Source organism: Serratia sp. L9 (genome assembly GCF_050632285.1).
Taxonomy (GTDB): domain Bacteria; phylum Pseudomonadota; class Gammaproteobacteria; order Enterobacterales; family Enterobacteriaceae; genus Chania.
This window is the reverse complement of record NZ_CP192591.1, coordinates 4,877,036-4,893,610: the sequence shown is the minus strand read 5'-3', so window position 1 is coordinate 4,893,610 and position 16,575 is coordinate 4,877,036. Positions and strand designations below refer to the sequence as shown.

General features: G+C 52.3%; 9 protein-coding genes and 4 pseudogenes. 7 read left to right on the top strand and 6 right to left on the bottom strand.

The annotated features are described in order from the left end of the window. Position 1: 1 nt before the first annotated feature. The 4 genes and pseudogenes from ACQ86O_RS23225 to metG form a co-directional block, all read right to left on the bottom strand. Positions 2-697, bottom strand: a complete 696-nt coding sequence (locus ACQ86O_RS23225; RefSeq protein ID WP_431223045.1) for a CidB/LrgB family autolysis modulator — start codon at positions 695-697, stop codon at positions 2-4. After that, positions 694-1,101 carry a CidA/LrgA family protein gene (locus tag ACQ86O_RS23220; RefSeq protein ID WP_431223044.1) on the bottom strand — a complete coding sequence of 136 codons (408 nt, stop codon included), beginning with the start codon at positions 1,099-1,101 and terminating at the stop codon, positions 694-696. Before ACQ86O_RS23220 ends, ACQ86O_RS23225 begins: the two co-directional genes overlap by 4 nt. Before the next feature lie 136 nt (positions 1,102-1,237). Next, positions 1,238-2,427 (bottom strand): annotated as a pseudogene (locus ACQ86O_RS23215) (MFS transporter). Positions 2,428-2,801: 374 nt separating this feature from the next. After that, a pseudogene (gene metG / locus ACQ86O_RS23210) lies at positions 2,802-4,838 on the bottom strand (methionine--tRNA ligase); the annotation flags it as partial. Positions 4,839-4,990: 152 nt separating this feature from the next. Between metG and apbC the strand changes: the two are divergent. Next, a complete protein-coding gene (apbC, locus tag ACQ86O_RS23205; RefSeq protein ID WP_431223043.1) occupies positions 4,991-6,103 on the top strand; it encodes an iron-sulfur cluster carrier protein ApbC in 1,113 nt (370 codons plus the stop codon). A 110-nt stretch (positions 6,104-6,213) separates the two neighbouring features. Here the strand turns inward: apbC and ACQ86O_RS23200 are convergent, their stop codons facing one another. Further along, entirely contained in the window at positions 6,214-6,855 is a 642-nt protein-coding gene (locus ACQ86O_RS23200; protein WP_431223042.1) for a phosphatase PAP2 family protein, read from the bottom strand. Positions 6,856-7,181: 326 nt separating this feature from the next. On the opposite strand from ACQ86O_RS23200, the gene udk reads away from it, so the two are divergent. From udk to dcuC, 4 genes and pseudogenes are all read left to right on the top strand, one after another. Continuing rightward, a complete protein-coding gene (gene udk / locus ACQ86O_RS23195; protein ID WP_431223041.1) occupies positions 7,182-7,823 on the top strand; it encodes a uridine kinase in 642 nt (213 codons plus the stop codon). A 120-nt stretch (positions 7,824-7,943) separates the two neighbouring features. Beyond that, a pseudogene (gene dcd / locus ACQ86O_RS23190) lies at positions 7,944-8,524 on the top strand (dCTP deaminase). A 44-nt stretch (positions 8,525-8,568) separates the two neighbouring features. Beyond that, the gene (asmA, locus tag ACQ86O_RS23185) at positions 8,569-10,410 is read left to right on the top strand and encodes an outer membrane assembly protein AsmA (RefSeq protein ID WP_431223040.1); all 1,842 of its coding nucleotides are present in this window, start codon (positions 8,569-8,571) and stop codon (positions 10,408-10,410) included. A gap of 192 nt (positions 10,411-10,602) precedes the next feature. Next, positions 10,603-11,958, top strand: coding sequence for an anaerobic C4-dicarboxylate transporter DcuC (gene dcuC, locus ACQ86O_RS23180; RefSeq protein ID WP_431223039.1), 1,356 nt, complete (start codon positions 10,603-10,605; stop codon positions 11,956-11,958). 41 nt (positions 11,959-11,999) lie between these two features. Here dcuC and ACQ86O_RS23175 read toward each other — a convergent pair. After that, positions 12,000-13,579 (bottom strand): annotated as a pseudogene (locus ACQ86O_RS23175) (TerC family protein). Positions 13,580-14,249: 670 nt separating this feature from the next. On the opposite strand from ACQ86O_RS23175, the gene galU (ACQ86O_RS23170) reads away from it, so the two are divergent. Together galU (ACQ86O_RS23170) and galU (ACQ86O_RS23165) are read left to right on the top strand one after the other, a co-directional pair. Continuing rightward, positions 14,250-15,149, top strand: coding sequence for a UTP--glucose-1-phosphate uridylyltransferase GalU (gene galU / locus ACQ86O_RS23170; protein WP_431223038.1), 900 nt, complete (start codon positions 14,250-14,252; stop codon positions 15,147-15,149). Positions 15,150-15,192: 43 nt separating this feature from the next. Further along, positions 15,193-16,089 carry a UTP--glucose-1-phosphate uridylyltransferase GalU gene (gene galU / locus ACQ86O_RS23165; RefSeq protein ID WP_431223037.1) on the top strand — a complete coding sequence of 299 codons (897 nt, stop codon included), beginning with the start codon at positions 15,193-15,195 and terminating at the stop codon, positions 16,087-16,089. Positions 16,090-16,575: the final 486 nt, after the last annotated feature.

The window sequence follows — 16,575 nt, the reverse complement described above, 5'->3', positions numbered from 1 at the left end:
GCTAGCCAAACAATCTCAGCATTATCGGGAACAGGAACGGCGCAATCAGCGACGTAATGATCCCGCAGATAACCAGAGCCAATGAGCTGAATGCCCCTTCCTGATAGTCCATTTCTGCACTGCGGGCAGTGCCTAATGCGTGTGAGGCTGTGCCCATTGCCAGGCCGCGTGCGGATTTGGTGGTGATCTTCAACAGGCTAAGCAGGCTCTGCCCAAAAACCGCGCCCAAAATACCGACAAAAATCACGCAGACGGCACTGATTGCCGGAATGCCACCGATCGATTCGGCTACCGCCATAGCTATCGGTGTGGTGACCGATTTCGGCATGATCGAGGCGGCGATATCCGGCTTGGCCCCCATCAGCAGAGCAATGACTCCACCGCTGATCATCGCGGTCATGCTGCCGACAAAGCAGATGGCGATGATAGATTTCCAGCGTGCGCGGATCTGGTGAAGCTGTTCATACAACGGAAAGGCCAGGGCGACAACCGCTGGTTGCAACAGGTCATTAAGGATTTTGCTGCCCTGAAAATAGCGCTCGTATGGGATGCCCGTCAGCAATAAAAAGGGAATAATCACCGCCATCGACACCAGTAAGGGGTTCAGCAACGGCATTTTCAGCCATTGCGCCAATTTGCGTGCGGCAAAGAAAACCAGCAGCGTCAGCGGCAGAGACCACCAGATATTGTGGATCATTTCTCTTCCCCGGGGTTGTTGGCTTTGCCGATAATCTGGCGCTCACGGTGGAAGTAGTGTGAAGTATAGCCGACCACGACAAACACCAGCAGCGTACTGAGCAGGCAAGACACCACCAGTGGGGCCAGATCCTCAACAATCTGGTCGTAATACTTCATCACGCCGACACCGATTGGCACAAACAGCAGCACCATATAGCGGATGAGCAGATGGCACCCGGGTTTGACCCATTTGGCAGGCAGGATTTGTGAAGAGAGCAGGGCAAACAGGATCAACATGCCGATGATGCTGCCGGGGATAGTGACCGGCAGCAGCGCTGCAATGGCGTTACCGGCAAACAGACTCAGGTAGATCAGTACTATTGCCCTGAGGTATTTCCAGCTCTGTGTGAATACGTTGCCCATAACCCTTTCCCATTTAATTTGACGCATTCATCATACAATTAAAATGTGAGCTATGCCACAAAACGCATCATGAATATCGTTGCGAGTTTATTGTCTGGCAGCCAACAGCGCGGCAACTCAAGTTAGAAGATAGCGCCTATTCAGCGCTGTTGAACCTGGTAACCGGTTGTTGCTCGGCCAACCGATGGCCGAGGAAGAAAAACAGCAGGCTGAACAGCGCCGCCGCGATCAGTACCAGGAACATTACCGGTGGCGGTGCATAGCTCAGCAGGAAACCACACATAACCGGGTTGATGGCTCCCCCAGATTACTGAGACTTTGTACCCCGTAATAGCTGCCTTTCAGGTGCGGCGGGGCGATAAAGTCGATAAACATATATTCAACCGGAATGACGATGATTTCGCCAAGGGTGAAAATAGCCATCGCCGCCATCCATAATGCGATGGACTGCCCGGCCAGCATAAAGCCAATCAGCCCCAGCACAAAGAACAGGGTGCCCAGCATCAGCCAACGGATCATGTTGTCCTGGCGCATGCCGCGGCTCAACAGATATTGCAGGGCGATAACGATGCTGGCGTTGACGATCATCACCACCCCGATCACTTTGTAAGCGAATTCGGCGTTGGCAACGGTGATCAGGTACTGCGAAAGATAGCCGGTAAACTGGCCAAAAACCACTGCGCCCAGGGTACTGCCAACGGTGAAATAAATCAGCCGCCGATCGCTACGCAAAACGGTGACCGTCTGGCGGAAGTTGAGTACCGCCGCCGTAGTTGCATTGGCTTCAGCTAGCGGTGGCGGCTGTTGACCACGCAGGCGGAAATTGAGGACGATCACCGTCAGTAACGCTAACCCCCGGAGAGGTAAAACGGCAGCAATGGGCTGTAACCCGCCACCATAACCCCCAGCGACGACCCTACCGCCCAGCCGACGTTAACCAGCGTGTAGTTCATCGAGAAGGCTTTAATGCGTTGCGCCACCGGTAGCCAACTGGCAAAACAGGCCTTGATGGCGATGTTGAGCACCGCGTAGGCGGTATGCAGAATGGCCAGCACCACAATAATCCCCGCCGGGCGCGGTATCCACGGGATAACAAAAAGCTTAATGCAAATAGCAGGATAGACAGCAGGATCAGGGGTTTTTATTAAAACGGTCGACCAGATAGCCACCATAAAAGCTGCTGATAATGCCGAGAGTCAGGCTGATACCAAGGATGATCCCCACGCTTTTGGGCAGCAGATGGAAGTGCTCGGTCAGGTAAATGGTGATAAAGGGTAACGTAACGCCGCGGCCGATTGTCAGCACCAACGAACTTGCCAGCAACATATTAATCTGTGGGGGAATCCCTTCATAACCTAACCTGTTTATGCATACAGCTCTCTAGTCAGTATTGATACATTAGCTGAATTCGCTGCGCAGGGAAGGGGTAAAGCAAATTATTTCAATAGTAATAACGATTTGTCTGGATGCGTTGCGCAGGTTTTGCTTGAAGGCAGGATCAAATGGCAGCTTTGGCGCTGGCTTGGGTCAATCAGGAACACAACGCCCCGCTTGCTGGCGTGGCAGGGTTTTTGCCTGATTCGTTTCTGGCACGAAGAGTGTTGCGAAATTGGCCGGTGATTTTATGGCCTTGGCAGAGTTGCACTTTCCCCACACCCTCGGCGAGAGGGTGTGGGGACTTACGCCCGATGAATAAAACCTTACTTAACCTGCATGCCAGGCTGTGCACCGCTGTCTGGGCTCAACAAGAAAATCTCTTTCCCGCCAGGGCCAGCCGCCATCACCATGCCTTCGGAAACGCCAAAGCGCATTTTACGCGGCGCCAGGTTGGCCACCATGATGGTCAAACGCCCTGCCAGCAACGAAGGGTCCGGGTAAGCGGAGCGAATACCAGAGAAAATCTGACGGGATTCACCACCCAGGTCCAATTGCAGCTTCAGCAGCTTGTCGGAACCTTCCACAAACTCGGCGCTTTTGATCAGCGCGATACGCATATCCACTTTGGCGAAATCATCAAAGCTGATGGTGTCCTGGATCGGATCGTCCGCCAGCGGGCCACTCACCACTTTGGTGGCTGCCATGTCTTCTTTCGAGGCATTAACCATTGCATTCACCTTGTCGAGATCGATGCGGTTGAACAGAGCCTTGAAGGTGTTCACCTGGTGGCCCAAGAGCGGTTGCTGAATACCATCCCAGCTCAGTTCACAGTTGAGGAACGCCTCGGCGCGTTCGGTTAATGAAGGCAATACCGGTTTCAGGTAGGTCATCAGCACGCGGAACAGGTTGATCCCCATAGAGCAGATCGCTTGCAGATCGGTATCACGGCCTTCTTCCTTCGCCACAACCCAAGGGGCCTGCTCGTCGACATAACGGTTGGCCAGATCGGCCAGCGCCATGATCTCGCGGATCGCTCGGCTGGTTTCACGGCTGGCGTAAGCTTCTGCAATGCTTGCCGCTGCGTCGACAAAGGTCTGATACAGCGCCGGATCCGCCAGGTTATCGGCCAATGTCCCGGCAAAGCGCTTATTGATAAAGCCAGCGTTACGGGAAGCCAGGTTCACAACCTTGTTAACGATGTCCGCGTTGACACGCTGCACAAAGTCTTCCAGGTTCAGGTCGATATCGTCAATGCGAGAAGAGAGCTTGGCGGCGTAATAATAACGCAGGCAGTCTGCATCCAGGTGCTGCAAGTAGGTGCCAGCCTTAATGAAGGTGCCGCGCGATTTAGACATCTTGGCGCCGTTCACCGTCACATAACCATGCACGAACAGGTTGGTTGGCTTGCGGAAGTTACTGCCTTCCAGCATAGCCGGCCAGAACAGGCTGTGGAAATAAACGATATCTTTACCGATAAAGTGATACAGCTCGGCAGTGGAGTCTTTGCGCCAGAATTCGTCAAAATCCAGGTCGCCACGTTTATCGCACAGGTTCTTGAACGAGCCCATATAACCAATTGGCGCATCCAGCCAGACGTAGAAATATTTGCCTGGCGCATCAGGAATTTCGAAACCGAAATACGGCGCATCGCGGGAGATATCCCACTGCTGCAGGCCGGAATCAAACCATTCCTGCATCTTGTTCGCTACCTGCTCTTGCAGCGCCCCTGAACGGGTCCAGGCCTGCAACATGTCGCTGAAGGCGGGCAGATCGAAGAAGAAGTGCTCTGAATCCCGCATTTCTGGCGTAGCGCCGGAAACCACGGATTTAGGTTCGATAAGTTCCGTCGGGCTATAGGTTGCGCCGCAAACTTCACAGTTATCGCCATATTGGTCCGGGGATTTACATTTCGGACAGGTGCCTTTCACAAAACGATCCGGCAGGAACATGCCTTTCTCTGGATCGTAAAGCTGGGAAATGGTGCGTTTCTTGATGTAGCCGTTTTCTTGCAGGCGGCTATAGATCAGGCCAGCCAATTCACGGTTTTCTTCGCTATGGGTTGAATGATAATTTTCATAGCTGATACCAAAACCGGCGAAGTCCTGTTGATGTTCGCGGCTCATCTCCGCAATCATTTCTTCTGGCTTGATGTCCAATTGCTGCGCTTTGAGCATGATTGGCGTGCCGTGGGCGTCATCTGCACAGATGAAATGAACTTCGTTGCCGCGCATTCGTTGGTAACGAACCCAGATATCTGCCTGGATGTGCTCGAGCATGTGGCCGAGATGGATGGAACCATTTGCGTACGGTAGCGCGCACGTCACCAATAATTTTTTCGCGACTTGAGCCATAGTGAGAACTTGCTTTCTGTAGTGATTAAAAAGGGTCTTTGATGTTAACCGATCGCGCTCTTCGCTGCTAGGGCGGTTTCTTTCAGGTTAGATGAGCGAGTTACCATCCAGTTCTGATATGCTTATCGAGATGCTATTCATACAAAAATCAAGGAGCCGGGATGAACACCAAATCCCCTGAGCAGACCAACCCTGAAGTTCTGCGTGCCCTGGTGACCGGTGTATTGGCCGCCTTTGAACACCCGACGTTAAAAAACAACCTGACAACGCTGAAGGCTATCCACCATTGCGCTTTGTTGGACAATGTCCTGCATATTGAATTGACGATGCCTTTCGCCTGGCATGGCGGTTTTGAAGTGCTGAAGGACTCGGTTAGCGGCGAACTGCTGCGTGTGACCGGCGCCCAGGCCGTTGACTGGAAACTCAAGCATGATATCACCACGCTAAAACGTGCCAACGATCAGGCTGGCGTCAAGGGCGTGCGGAATATTATTGCCGTCAGTTCCGGCAAGGGCGGAGTAGGGAAATCCAGTACCGCAGTTAACCTGGCGCTGGCCTTGATTGCGGAAGGGGCCAAGGTGGGGATCCTGGATGCGGACATTTATGGCCCGTCGATCCCAAATATGCTCGGCACTGAACATGAACGCCCAACCTCGCCGGACGGCCAGCATATGGCCCCGATCGTGGCGCACGGTCTGGCTACCAATTCCATCGGTTATCTGGTGACCGACGACAACGCCATGGTCTGGCGTGGCCCGATGGCCAGCAAGGCGCTGCTGCAATTGCTGCAGGATACATTGTGGCCGGACCTGGATTATCTGGTCATCGATATGCCACCAGGCACCGGGGATATTCAACTGACGCTGTCACAGAACATCCCTGTGACCGGGGCGTTGGTGGTAACGACCCCGCAAGACATTGCATTGCTGGATGCAGCGAAGGGTATTGTGATGTTCGAGAAGGTGCATGTGCCGGTATTGGGCATCGTTGAGAACATGAGCATGCATATTTGCAGCAACTGTGGTCATCACGAGCCGATTTTTGGAACCGGTGGCGCGGATAAGCTGGTGGCGAAATATAACAGCCGCCTGTTGGGACAGATGCCGTTACATATCTCGTTGCGTGAAGACCTGGATCGTGGTCAACCGACGGTGATCAGCCGCCCGGACAGCGAGTTTGCCGAGATGTACCGCCAGTTGGCCGGGCGCGTCGCGGCTCAGATGTACTGGCAAGGGGAAGCGATCCCAACCGAGATCTCCTTCCGCGCGCTGTGAGCCTTGCGGTATTTTATTTTGTTGTTCCCTCTCCCTTTCGGAGAGGGGCTTCGCCTGAGGCGGTTGCCTCATCCCAATCAAGAAAAAGGCCAGTGCCAAGATTTTGGCTTCTAACGGTGAGGTAATGATGAAACCGGTGGTTGGCTGTGCAGATCGGCTCGGACAAAAGGCTTTTCGACCGGAGCGATGGTCACTGCGATCCTTTCCAGCAACCCCTGTGTAGGTGCCGCAGTACCGGTATTAATCAGGATCACCGGCAGAACCAGTGCGGCGGCGATTTTACGGTAGGAAAGCCTTGGCGGCGGTGTGCCACGCTGTAGCAACAGGAAGGTGCTGCTGACCATAAATCCAAGAATTAAACCGGTAATCACTTCCGAAGTGGAATGGACATGAATAACCCATCGTGAAAGGCCCACGGCGGCGGCCAGTAAATAACCCACGATAACCATCGAGCGCCGGACCCGTGAAGAAAACCGCCCGCAAATCAGCCACAGCATGACCGGCCAGATACTGGCAGACAGCGCTGAATGACCACTGAAGCCGGTGAAGTCCCATGCGCGGCTGCCCACACCCCAGCCCATAAACGCCAATTTTGATATGCACACCACGGCGCCGACACCGCCAAACAGCAGCATCCATTGCCAGGTGGGTTTCCTGCTGGCAGGGGAAAGCATCAAGATAATAAAGATGATGGCCGCGCAGGGTAGCAGCAGCATACTGTCGCCAAAGAAAGTGAGAAAATGCCAGTTCATTTGCGGCGGTGCTCTAGAAAAAAGGAGAAAGGAGGTTCAGCCACAGGCCAAATGTTTATTCATCTTGCAATTGAGCGAAATTGTACCTTGAGTTAGCGCTTGGCAGTAGCGTAATTATTCTGAAAGCCGCCCACGGAGGAATGCGTTAGCCTCAATCGCAAAGGTTTATGCGGATTATCTCCCGTCTGGCCCGTTAAACACTGGCGCCAAGGGGACTAACTCCCTATAATTGTCGCGCTTTAAACCCGCCGCCTTTCAAGCCGAAATTTGAAATTCAGCGGGCATAGCGCCCCCTTTCCCCACTCTGAAATCAGGTCTTTAATTTTATGACTGACAAGTCGCATCAGTGCGTCATCATTGGTATAGCTGGCGCATCTGCTTCTGGAAAAAGCCTTATCGCCAGTACCTTGTATCGTGAACTGCGCGATCAGGTTGGCGATCAACATATCGGTGTGATCCCGGAAGACAGTTACTACAAAGACCAGACTCATCTGACCATGGAAGAACGGGTCAAAACCAACTATGACCATCCCAGCGCCATGGATCACAGCCTGCTGTTCCAGCATCTGCAAATGCTGAAAGCCGGTAAGGCGATTGAGCTGCCGCTGTATAGCTACACCGAACATACGCGCAAAAAAGAGACCGTTCATCTGGAACCGAAAAAGGTCATCATTCTGGAAGGTATTCTGTTGTTGACGGATATCCGCCTGCGCCAGGAAATGAACTTCTCAATCTTTGTCGACACCCCGCTGGACATTTGCCTGATGCGCCGTATGAAGCGCGACGTCAATGAGCGTGGTCGTTCAATGGATTCAGTGATGGCGCAGTATCAGAAAACCGTTCGCCCGATGTTCCTGCAGTTTATTGAGCCGTCCAAACAGTATGCTGACATTATCGTACCGCGCGGTGGGAAAAACCGTATTGCGATTGATATTTTGAAGGCCAAGATCAGCCAATTCTTTGAATAAGCAATCAAAGGTCGGAAGATATTTTTTCTGGCCTTTGGTGAACTATTTGGTTCATGGCGTGGACCTTTGGCCGGTTGTGTGGCAATTTTCGTATAAGTCCTGATGGAATGGAGAAAAATAATGAGACTGTGTGACCGCGATATAGAAGCCTGGCTGGATAACGGAAAACTGGCGATTTCGCCGCGTCCACCCACTGAGCGTATTAACGGGGCCACAGTGGACGTTCGTCTGGGCAACCAGTTCCGCGTATTCCGCGGCCACACCGCCGCCTTTATCGATCTTAGCGGGCCAAAGGATGAAGTGAGCGCCGCGCTGGATCGCGTAATGAGCGATGAGATTGTGCTGCCGGAAGGGGAAGCCTTCTTCCTGCACCCGGGCGAACTGGCGCTGGCGGTGACGCTGGAATCGGTAACGCTGCCCAACGATCTGGTAGGTTGGCTGGATGGCCGTTCCTCTTTGGCGCGCTTGGGGCTAATGGTGCATGTGACCGCACACCGTATCGATCCAGGTTGGCAGGGCCGAATTGTGCTGGAGTTCTATAATTCAGGTAAGCTGCCATTGGCACTACGCCCCGGCATGTTGATCGGCGCGCTGAGTTTTGAACCGCTTTCCGGCCTGCGGCACGGCCTTACAACAGCCGTCAGGACGCGAAATACCGAGATCAGCAAGGGGCAGTGGCCAGTCGCATTGATAAGGATTAAACAGCGCTGGATGTAAGTTGGCATAGCGCTGACAAGAGGATGGCATGAGAAGACTACTGACGACGTTGGTTATTTTGCTGGTGGTGCTGGTAGCAGGGATGTCTGCCTTGGTGTTGCTGGTTAATCCGAATGATTTCCGTGCTTATATGGTCAAGAAGGTTGAACAGCGCAGTGGTTATCATCTGACGCTGGAAGGTGACCTGCGTTGGCATGTGTGGCCACAGTTGAGTATTCTTGCCGGGCGGATGACGCTGACCGCGCCAGGGGCGAACGCGCCGGTAGTGAGCGCAGATAATATGCGCCTTGATGTCAAACTCCTGCCGCTTCTCTCCCATCAACTCTACGTCAAGCAGGTGCTGCTGAAAAATGCGGTTATCCGTCTGACACCCGATAGCGCGGAACAAAGCCAGCCAGATGCACCTATTGCACCGGGCGGTTATCCGGTCGAGGATACCGCCGAAGCGCGGTGGAAATTTGATATCGATAATCTGCAGGTGGTGGATAGCCTGCTGATCTGGCAGCGTGCCAACAATGAGCAGATTAACGTCCGCGACATCAATCTGAGCCTGCAGCAGAACGGCCATCATCAGGCACAGATTGAGCTCTCCAGCCGCGTGAACCGCGATCAGCGCGATCTGGCCTTCACCCTGGCCGCCGACCTGGATTTGCAGCAGTTCCCCCGGCAGATTGGTGCAAAAGTTACGCAGTTCAGCTATCAGTTGATAGGCGCGGATATTCCGGCCACAGGCATTAAAGGTGAAGGCAGCCTACAGGCGGTTTATCAGCAGTCACCGCCACAGATTGTCTTTAACCAACTGGCGATCAGCGCCAATGACAGCCAGCTTTCTGGCGACGCCAGTGCCCAACTTGGTCCGATGCCTGCCTACGCATTGAATCTCAACGCCACGCAACTCAATCTGGATACGCTTTCGGGTTGGCAGATAAAAACGCCAGATGAAACCCAACCGATGCAGCGAGTCACTTCCGCACCGGTTATTGCCAACCAGGCAGAAGATCCGCAGCAGAATCTAAAGGTATTACGTGACTTCAATGCGCAAGTCAGCCTGAAGGCCGATCAGGTCACCTACCGTGGTATGAATATCGACCAATTGGTGGCGCAAGCGGACAATCAGCAAGGCCTGCTGATGGTGAATACCCTGTCTGGCAAGCTGGCCGGCGGCGATTTCTCTCTGCCCGGTTCGGTGGATGCGCGCGCAGGCAAGCCAATAATTAAACTGCAACCGGTATTGCGGCAGATTGGATTAGGGAACGTGCTCAAGGCTTTCGAGATGCCTTTGGCGTTGACGGGCTCGTTCAACATGCAGGGTGACTTCAGTGGCGATCGGTTTAACCCTTCTTCCTTTGAGCACCGCTGGCAGGGCAGCGCTGAGCTGAGCATGCAGAATGCTCAGCTGCACGGCTTGAACATTCAACAGCTTATCCAGCAAGCCGTGGCGCGTAACGAAAGCAGCGTGCGAGGGCAGGATAAATACCAGCGCTATACCGAAGTCAGGCAGATGCGTGCCAAAGCCGCCTTGAGCAAGGGGAAGATTACGCTCAGCGAGTTAACCGCCGAATCACCGCTGCTGGCCTTGAGTGGCGGAGGGACGCTGGATATGCCGGGTAGACAGTGCGACATGCAGTTGAACGTGCTGGTTACTGGCGGATGGCAGGGCAATAACGATTTGATTACGCAACTGACTAAAACACCGATCCCATTGCGGGTGTATGGCCCTTGGGAGCAGCTTAATTATCAGTTGCAGGTCGACCAACTGCTGCGTAAAAAGCTGCAGGATCGTGCCAAAGATGCACTGAATAAATGGGCCGAAAAGAATAAAGAGTCCAGCGAAGGGCAGGGGCTGAAGAAACTGCTCGATAAGTTGTAATCACTGATCACTGCGGGCCATCCCCCGGCCCGCAGAATAGCTATCCCCACGGGCAATTTCATTATTTCCTGATAGTTTCCCCTCGCAACTTTGATGAATGTCATAATATTCAGTAGTGATTTTCGGCAGAGTGTGGCCCATTCGGCGGCCATATGGCGCTGCGGTGAAATAAAATAATTAAGTAGAGGCTATATGATAGAACTTTTGATTGGTGCCGTAGTGGCCGTGGGTGTTGGCCGTTACATTATCAAAGGGTACTCCGCGACGGGCGTATTAATGGTTGGCGGTTTGCTGCTGCTTACCGTCAGTGCATTAATGGGCAAAAACGTATTGCCTGCCAGCGCCACGTCGACGGGGTGGCGTGCCACGGATATTGTCGAGTACGTCAAGATCCTGCTGATGAGCCGTGGCGGCGATCTCGGCATGATGATCATGATGCTGTGTGGTTTTGCGGCTTATATGACGCACATTGGTGCCAATGACGTGGTGGTCAAGCTGGCCTCCCGTCCGCTGCAGATGATCAACTCCCCGTATTTGCTGATGATTGCTGCCTATTTCGTGGCATGCCTGATGTCACTGGCCGTGTCCTCTGCAACCGGGCTGGGTGTGCTGTTGATGGCGACGCTGTTCCCACTGATGGTTAACGTGGGTATCAGCCGTGGTGCTGCTGCCGCGATCTGTGCCTCACCGGCGGCGATTATCCTGTCGCCGACGTCGGGTGACGTGGTGCTGGCGGCCAAGGCCGCTGAAATGCCACTGGTTGATTTTGCCTTTAAAACCACGCTGCCGATCTCCATTGCTGCCATTGTCTGTATGGCGATTGCCCACTTCTTCTGGCAGCGCTATCTCGACAAGAAAGCCAATGAACAGCACCATATTATGGATGTGAGTGAAATCACCACCAATGCGCCGGGCTTCTACGCCATTCTGCCGTTTACCCCAATCCTTGGGGTATTGGTGTTTGATGGCAAATGGGGGCCGGAGTTGCATATCATTACGGTGTTGGTGATTTGCATGATCCTGGCGGCGGTGATTGAGTTCATCCGCAGTTTTAACGCCAAAACGGTATTCACCGGTTTGGAAGTGGCTTACCGTGGCATGGCCGATGCGTTTGCCAGCGTGGTGATGCTGTTGGTGGCGGCGGGCGTTTTTGCTCAGGGGCTCAGCACGGTTGGCTTTATCAGCGGCCTGATTAGCCTGGCGCAGTCGTTTGGCACCGGTGGCATTATCATGATGTTGGTGCTGGTGGTGATCACCATGCTGGCGGCCATGACGACCGGCTCTGGTAATGCGCCGTTCTATGCGTTTGTGGAGCTGATCCCGAAACTGGCGGCACAAATGGGGGTTAACCCGGCTTATCTGGTGATCCCGATGCTGCAGGCTTCTAACCTGGGCCGTACGCTTTCGCCGGTTTCCGGTGTGGTGGTGGCGGTTTCCGGTATGGCGAAGATCTCGCCGTTCGAAGTGGTGAAGCGCACTTCGGTACCGGTGATCGTTGGGCTGGTAGTGGTGATTGTGGCGACAGAACTGTTGGTGCCGGTACACTGACAGGAAACGCCGGGCAGGCCTTACGGCTGCCCGGCATAGTCTTAGTCGTCTTCGCTTGGCACCAATAACGGCGTGATTTTTACTTTCATGATGCGGTGGCTACTGATTTCCAAGGGTTCAAACAGATAGTCGCCAATCTTGAACTGTTCACCTTCGCGCGGAATGCGCTGGCAGTGCTCCATCAGTAACCCGGCCAGGGTATGATATTCCCGCTTTTCTTCTATCGGCAAGGGGACATACAGCACTAAATCTTCCAGCGGCATATGGCCGTTGGCAATCCAGCAACCCTCGGCGGTCTGCTGAATATCATGGCGTGCATCGATCTCTTCATCTGCTTCTGGCAGGTTACCAGCGATGGTTTCCATCACATCCGTCAAGGTTACCACCCCTTCGACCGAACCAAACTCATCAACCACAAACGCAAAATGCGTCTTGGCCTGGCGGAACTGCTCCAGAGCCGAGAGCAACGTCAGTTGTTCCGGGAAGATCAGCGGCTGGCGCACCAGAGCGCGCAAGTCCAGCGGCGATTGCTGCAATTGCTGTTTCAGCACATCAATGGTGTGGATCACCCCAAGCGGTTCATCGCTGGCGCTATCTTCCGTGACCACGATGCGGGTGTGCTGGTTTTTCTCCAACAGTTGCGTCAACTTATCTTGCGGATCGTTAAGCTCCAGGTATTCCACGTCATGGCGTGAGGTCATGATACTGCTGACCGTACGCTGTGCCATACCCAGCACCCTTTCGATCATACTGCGTTCCTGCTGGTTAAAGATCTCGCCGTTTTCACTGTCGCTATCGGCCAACAGGCTGGCCGAGTGGCTGTCTACCTCGGCTTCTTCGTGCTTGCCGCTCAGCATGCGCAACACGGCCTCTGCGGTACGCTCACGCAGTGGCCGGACCTTGGAAAGGAAACGCCGGCGGTTGTACTGGGCAAGTTGGTTCAGGGCTTCGATCATCACCGAGAAACCGATTGCAGCGTAGAGATACCCTTTCGGAATATAGTAACCGAAGCCTTCGGCCACCAGGCTGAAACCGATCATCAGCAAGAAGCTGAGACACAAAATGACAATTGTCGGGTGAGCGTTCACAAAGCGTGTGAGTGGTTTGCTGGCCAGCAGCATCAGGCCAATAGCGATGCTCACGGCAATCATCATTACCGCCAGATGGTCCACCATCCCGACCGCCGTGATCACCGAATCTAGCGAGAAGACGGCATCCAGCACCACGATTTGTGCCACCACCGGCCAGAAACGCGCTCCTTTGCGTGGCCCGTGCTGTTCTTCGTCTTTACCCTCCAGCCGTTCGTTAAGCTCCATGGTGGCTTTAAACAGCAGGAAAATACCACCAATCAGCATGATCAAGTCACGGCCACTGAAGGAATGCTCCGCGACGATAAACAGAGGTTTGGTCAGGGTAGCCAGCCAGGATATCGAGGCAAGCAGACCCAAGCGCATCAGCAGCGCCAGCAGCAAGCCGACAACACGGGCTTTATCTCTTTGTTTTTTGGTAACTTTTCCGCCAGGATGGCGATAAATATCAGGTTGTCTATCCCCAGTACGATTTCCAGTACAACCAGGGTGGCCAAGCCGGCCCAAATTGTTGGATCTGCGATCCATTCCATACGCTCAATTTCACCTTTCAGTTCGACGGCATATGCCGCAGTGAGAATGATGGACGCTGAGAGGGGCGATTTCAACTCAAAATCTGCATCAGAGGCAATGGAATAAATGTAAGTTGAATAATTGAGCTTGGTAAGGGGGGCGGTCACATCACGGGGGTCATAAAAATGCAAAAATTATGGCAAGTCAGAAAATACGCACTAAGATAATTCTGGATATAATCAATTTGTTATGGCGATGCTAATTGAGAAGAATCTGTATTTCTGAATGCCTTTAGTAGTCTTATTCTGAAAAGGCTTTATCGCTTCTATTAAGGCTTGTTTCACCGGGTTAATAGTATAAGAATCTTGGCACCATATTAAATGATAGCAAGGTTCACCTATTGGCCACAAAATGGTCGCCATTACCCTTTTTTTGTGACTTGCCTCTCATAAAATTCTGAACAGAGCCCCGCAGTCATCTACAAGCGAGATGGTTATCACACGCCTGTGAGGTCAAACATTGTCTACAGTGCATTGGTAGCTGCAAGCCAAGGGCGGTAGCGTGCCGAAATGGCAACCACGCGTTCGTAACATTTTGATTATAAACAGCAAAAAAACCATTGAAGTGTTAAGCGAACCACTTTATTTAGCTCTGTTACACTTACTTGTTATTTGTTGGTGGAAGAAATTTATGCAAAAAAGATTGAAAGCTGTAATTCCAGTGGCAGGTTTGGGTACCCGTATGTTACCCGCAACTAAGGCTATTCCTAAAGAAATGCTGCCAGTGGTCGATAAGCCATTGATTCAATATATTGTGGGCGAATGCGTTGCGGCCGGTATTAAAGATATCATTTTGGTCACACATTCATCTAAAAACGCGATTGAAAACCACTTTGATACCTCGTTTGAACTGGAAGCCCTGCTGGAAGCCCGAGTGAAGCGCCAACTGCTGGCGGAAGTGCAGAGTATCTGCCCACCGGATGTCACGGTGATGCAGGTGCGCCAGGGGCAGGCCAAAGGGCTTGGTCATGCGGTGTTATGTGCCAAACCGATGGTAGGGGAGGAACCCTTTGTTGTGTTGCTACCAGATGTGCTGCTGGATGATGCCACCGCCGATCTGCGTAAAGAAAACCTGGCAAAAATGATCCAGCGCTTTGAGCAAACCGGTTTTAGCCAGATTATGGTTGAGCCAGTGCCAGAACAGGATGTCTCCAAATACGGCGTAGTGGATTGCGGTGGTGTGGCGTTAACGGCGGGCGAAAGTACGCCCATGACCGCTGTGGTAGAAAAACCAGCGCAGGAAGATGCTCCTTCCAACCTGGCAGTCGTTGGGCGCTATGTGCTTTCGGCTGAAATCTGGCCATTATTGGAGCAAACTCCGCCAGGTGCTGGTGATGAAATCCAACTGACCGATGCGATAGCCATGCTGATGAATCAGGAAACGGTCGAAGCCTTCCATATGAGTGGTAAATCCCATGACTGCGGCGACAAGCTGGGTTATATGAAGGCTTTTGTGCAATACGGCCTGCGCCATGCATCGGAAGGCGAAGGTTTTACCCAGTGGATGAAACAGACCCTGAACAGCAAGTAATTGCCGTCGATGTTGGTACGACCATAAGATTTTGAGGACTACCATGACTAAGAAGTTGAAAGCCGTTATTCCTGTTGCAGGCCTGGGTATGCGTATGTTGCCTGCAACCAAGGCCATCCCGAAAGAGATGTTGCCGATCGTTGATAAACCACTGATCCAATATATTGTGAACGAATGCGTGGCTGCCGGGATCAATGAAATCATCCTGGTAACGCACTCTTCCAAAAATGCGATTGAAAACCATTTTGACACCTCTTACGAGCTTGAAGCGATGCTCGAAGCGCGGGTAAAGCGCCAGTTGCTGGATGAAGTGAAATCCATTACCCCACCAGGTGTTACCTTGATGCATATCCGCCAGGGGCAACCAAAAGGTTTAGGGCATGCCGTGTTGTGCGCCAAACCGCTGGTAGGTGATTCACCCTTTGTCGTGGTACTGCCAGATGTTCTGCTGGATGATGCCAAGGCCGATCCGCATAAAGACAACCTGAAGCATATGATCGACCGTTTTGAAGAAAGTGGCCAAAGCCAGGTGTTGGTCCAGGCGGCGGATGAGCATGTGCTTTATGACTACTCAGTGGTTGAATGTGAGACCAACAGCCTGCAACCGGGTGAAAGCTCGCGCATGACATCAATAATTGAGAAGCCGAGCAGGGAAGTCCAACTGAAATCAAACTATTCTGCTGTGGGCCGTTATGTGCTTTCTGCCGATATCTGGCCGATTTTGGAGAAAACCCAGCCAGGTGCCTGGGGCCGTATTCAGCTAACCGATGCCATTGCGGAATTGTTAAAGCACAAACCTGTAGAAGCGATGGAATTGGTGGGCGAATCCTTTAACTGTGGCGAAAAACTGGGTTACCTGCGTGCATTTGTCACCTATGGCCTGCGCCACCCGACGCAGGGCAAGGCATTCCGCGAGTGGGCGGAGCAGTTGAAGTTGTGATATTAGTGCACGTAAAGCACGAATAATAAATAGTCTACGTAGGACTGTGATAATAATTAACTGCAGTCCTACGATTAATGAGTTCTTTATTATCTAATCTATTAAATTCCTAAACATTGTAGTTCAGTTATTAAATTACAGAGATTATTTTCTTGATTTAATAATAAAAATATATTTTTTATTATTGATAACGGTACTTAGCATATTTAGATATTCCACTGTCAGAGTTCGAAAGTTCATTGTTCCTCATTTAATCGCTCTAGCTATTAAAAACCGCGCTTTATTAATTTTGGTAGGGCTTCCTCGTTTTAGTAAGGAAATTATGTCAATAGCCATATTGGCTAGCTGATACGGGCATTTTGAATAGACTAAAAAATTCCAGCATTTCAATTTTCTAAAAATGATAGTGAATATCAATAAGATATGTTCTCTTCCTTAGGCTGGCAGCTAAGTCCTCAAGCCCAGAGAATAGTCTTTTTCTGAAAA

Coding starts and splice junctions, on each gene's coding strand:
- galU (WP_431223037.1), top strand. CDS start 15,193: ATGACTAAGAAGTTGAAAGCCGTTATTCCTGTTGCAGGCCTGGGTATG.
- ACQ86O_RS23225 (WP_431223045.1), bottom strand. CDS start 697: ATGATCCACAATATCTGGTGGTCTCTGCCGCTGACGCTGCTGGTTTTC.
- ACQ86O_RS23200 (WP_431223042.1), bottom strand. CDS start 6,855: ATGAACTGGCATTTTCTCACTTTCTTTGGCGACAGTATGCTGCTGCTA.
- udk (WP_431223041.1), top strand. CDS start 7,182: ATGACTGACAAGTCGCATCAGTGCGTCATCATTGGTATAGCTGGCGCA.
- dcuC (WP_431223039.1), top strand. CDS start 10,603: ATGATAGAACTTTTGATTGGTGCCGTAGTGGCCGTGGGTGTTGGCCGT.
- apbC (WP_431223043.1), top strand. CDS start 4,991: ATGAACACCAAATCCCCTGAGCAGACCAACCCTGAAGTTCTGCGTGCC.
- galU (WP_431223038.1), top strand. CDS start 14,250: ATGCAAAAAAGATTGAAAGCTGTAATTCCAGTGGCAGGTTTGGGTACC.
- asmA (WP_431223040.1), top strand. CDS start 8,569: ATGAGAAGACTACTGACGACGTTGGTTATTTTGCTGGTGGTGCTGGTA.
- ACQ86O_RS23220 (WP_431223044.1), bottom strand. CDS start 1,101: ATGGGCAACGTATTCACACAGAGCTGGAAATACCTCAGGGCAATAGTA.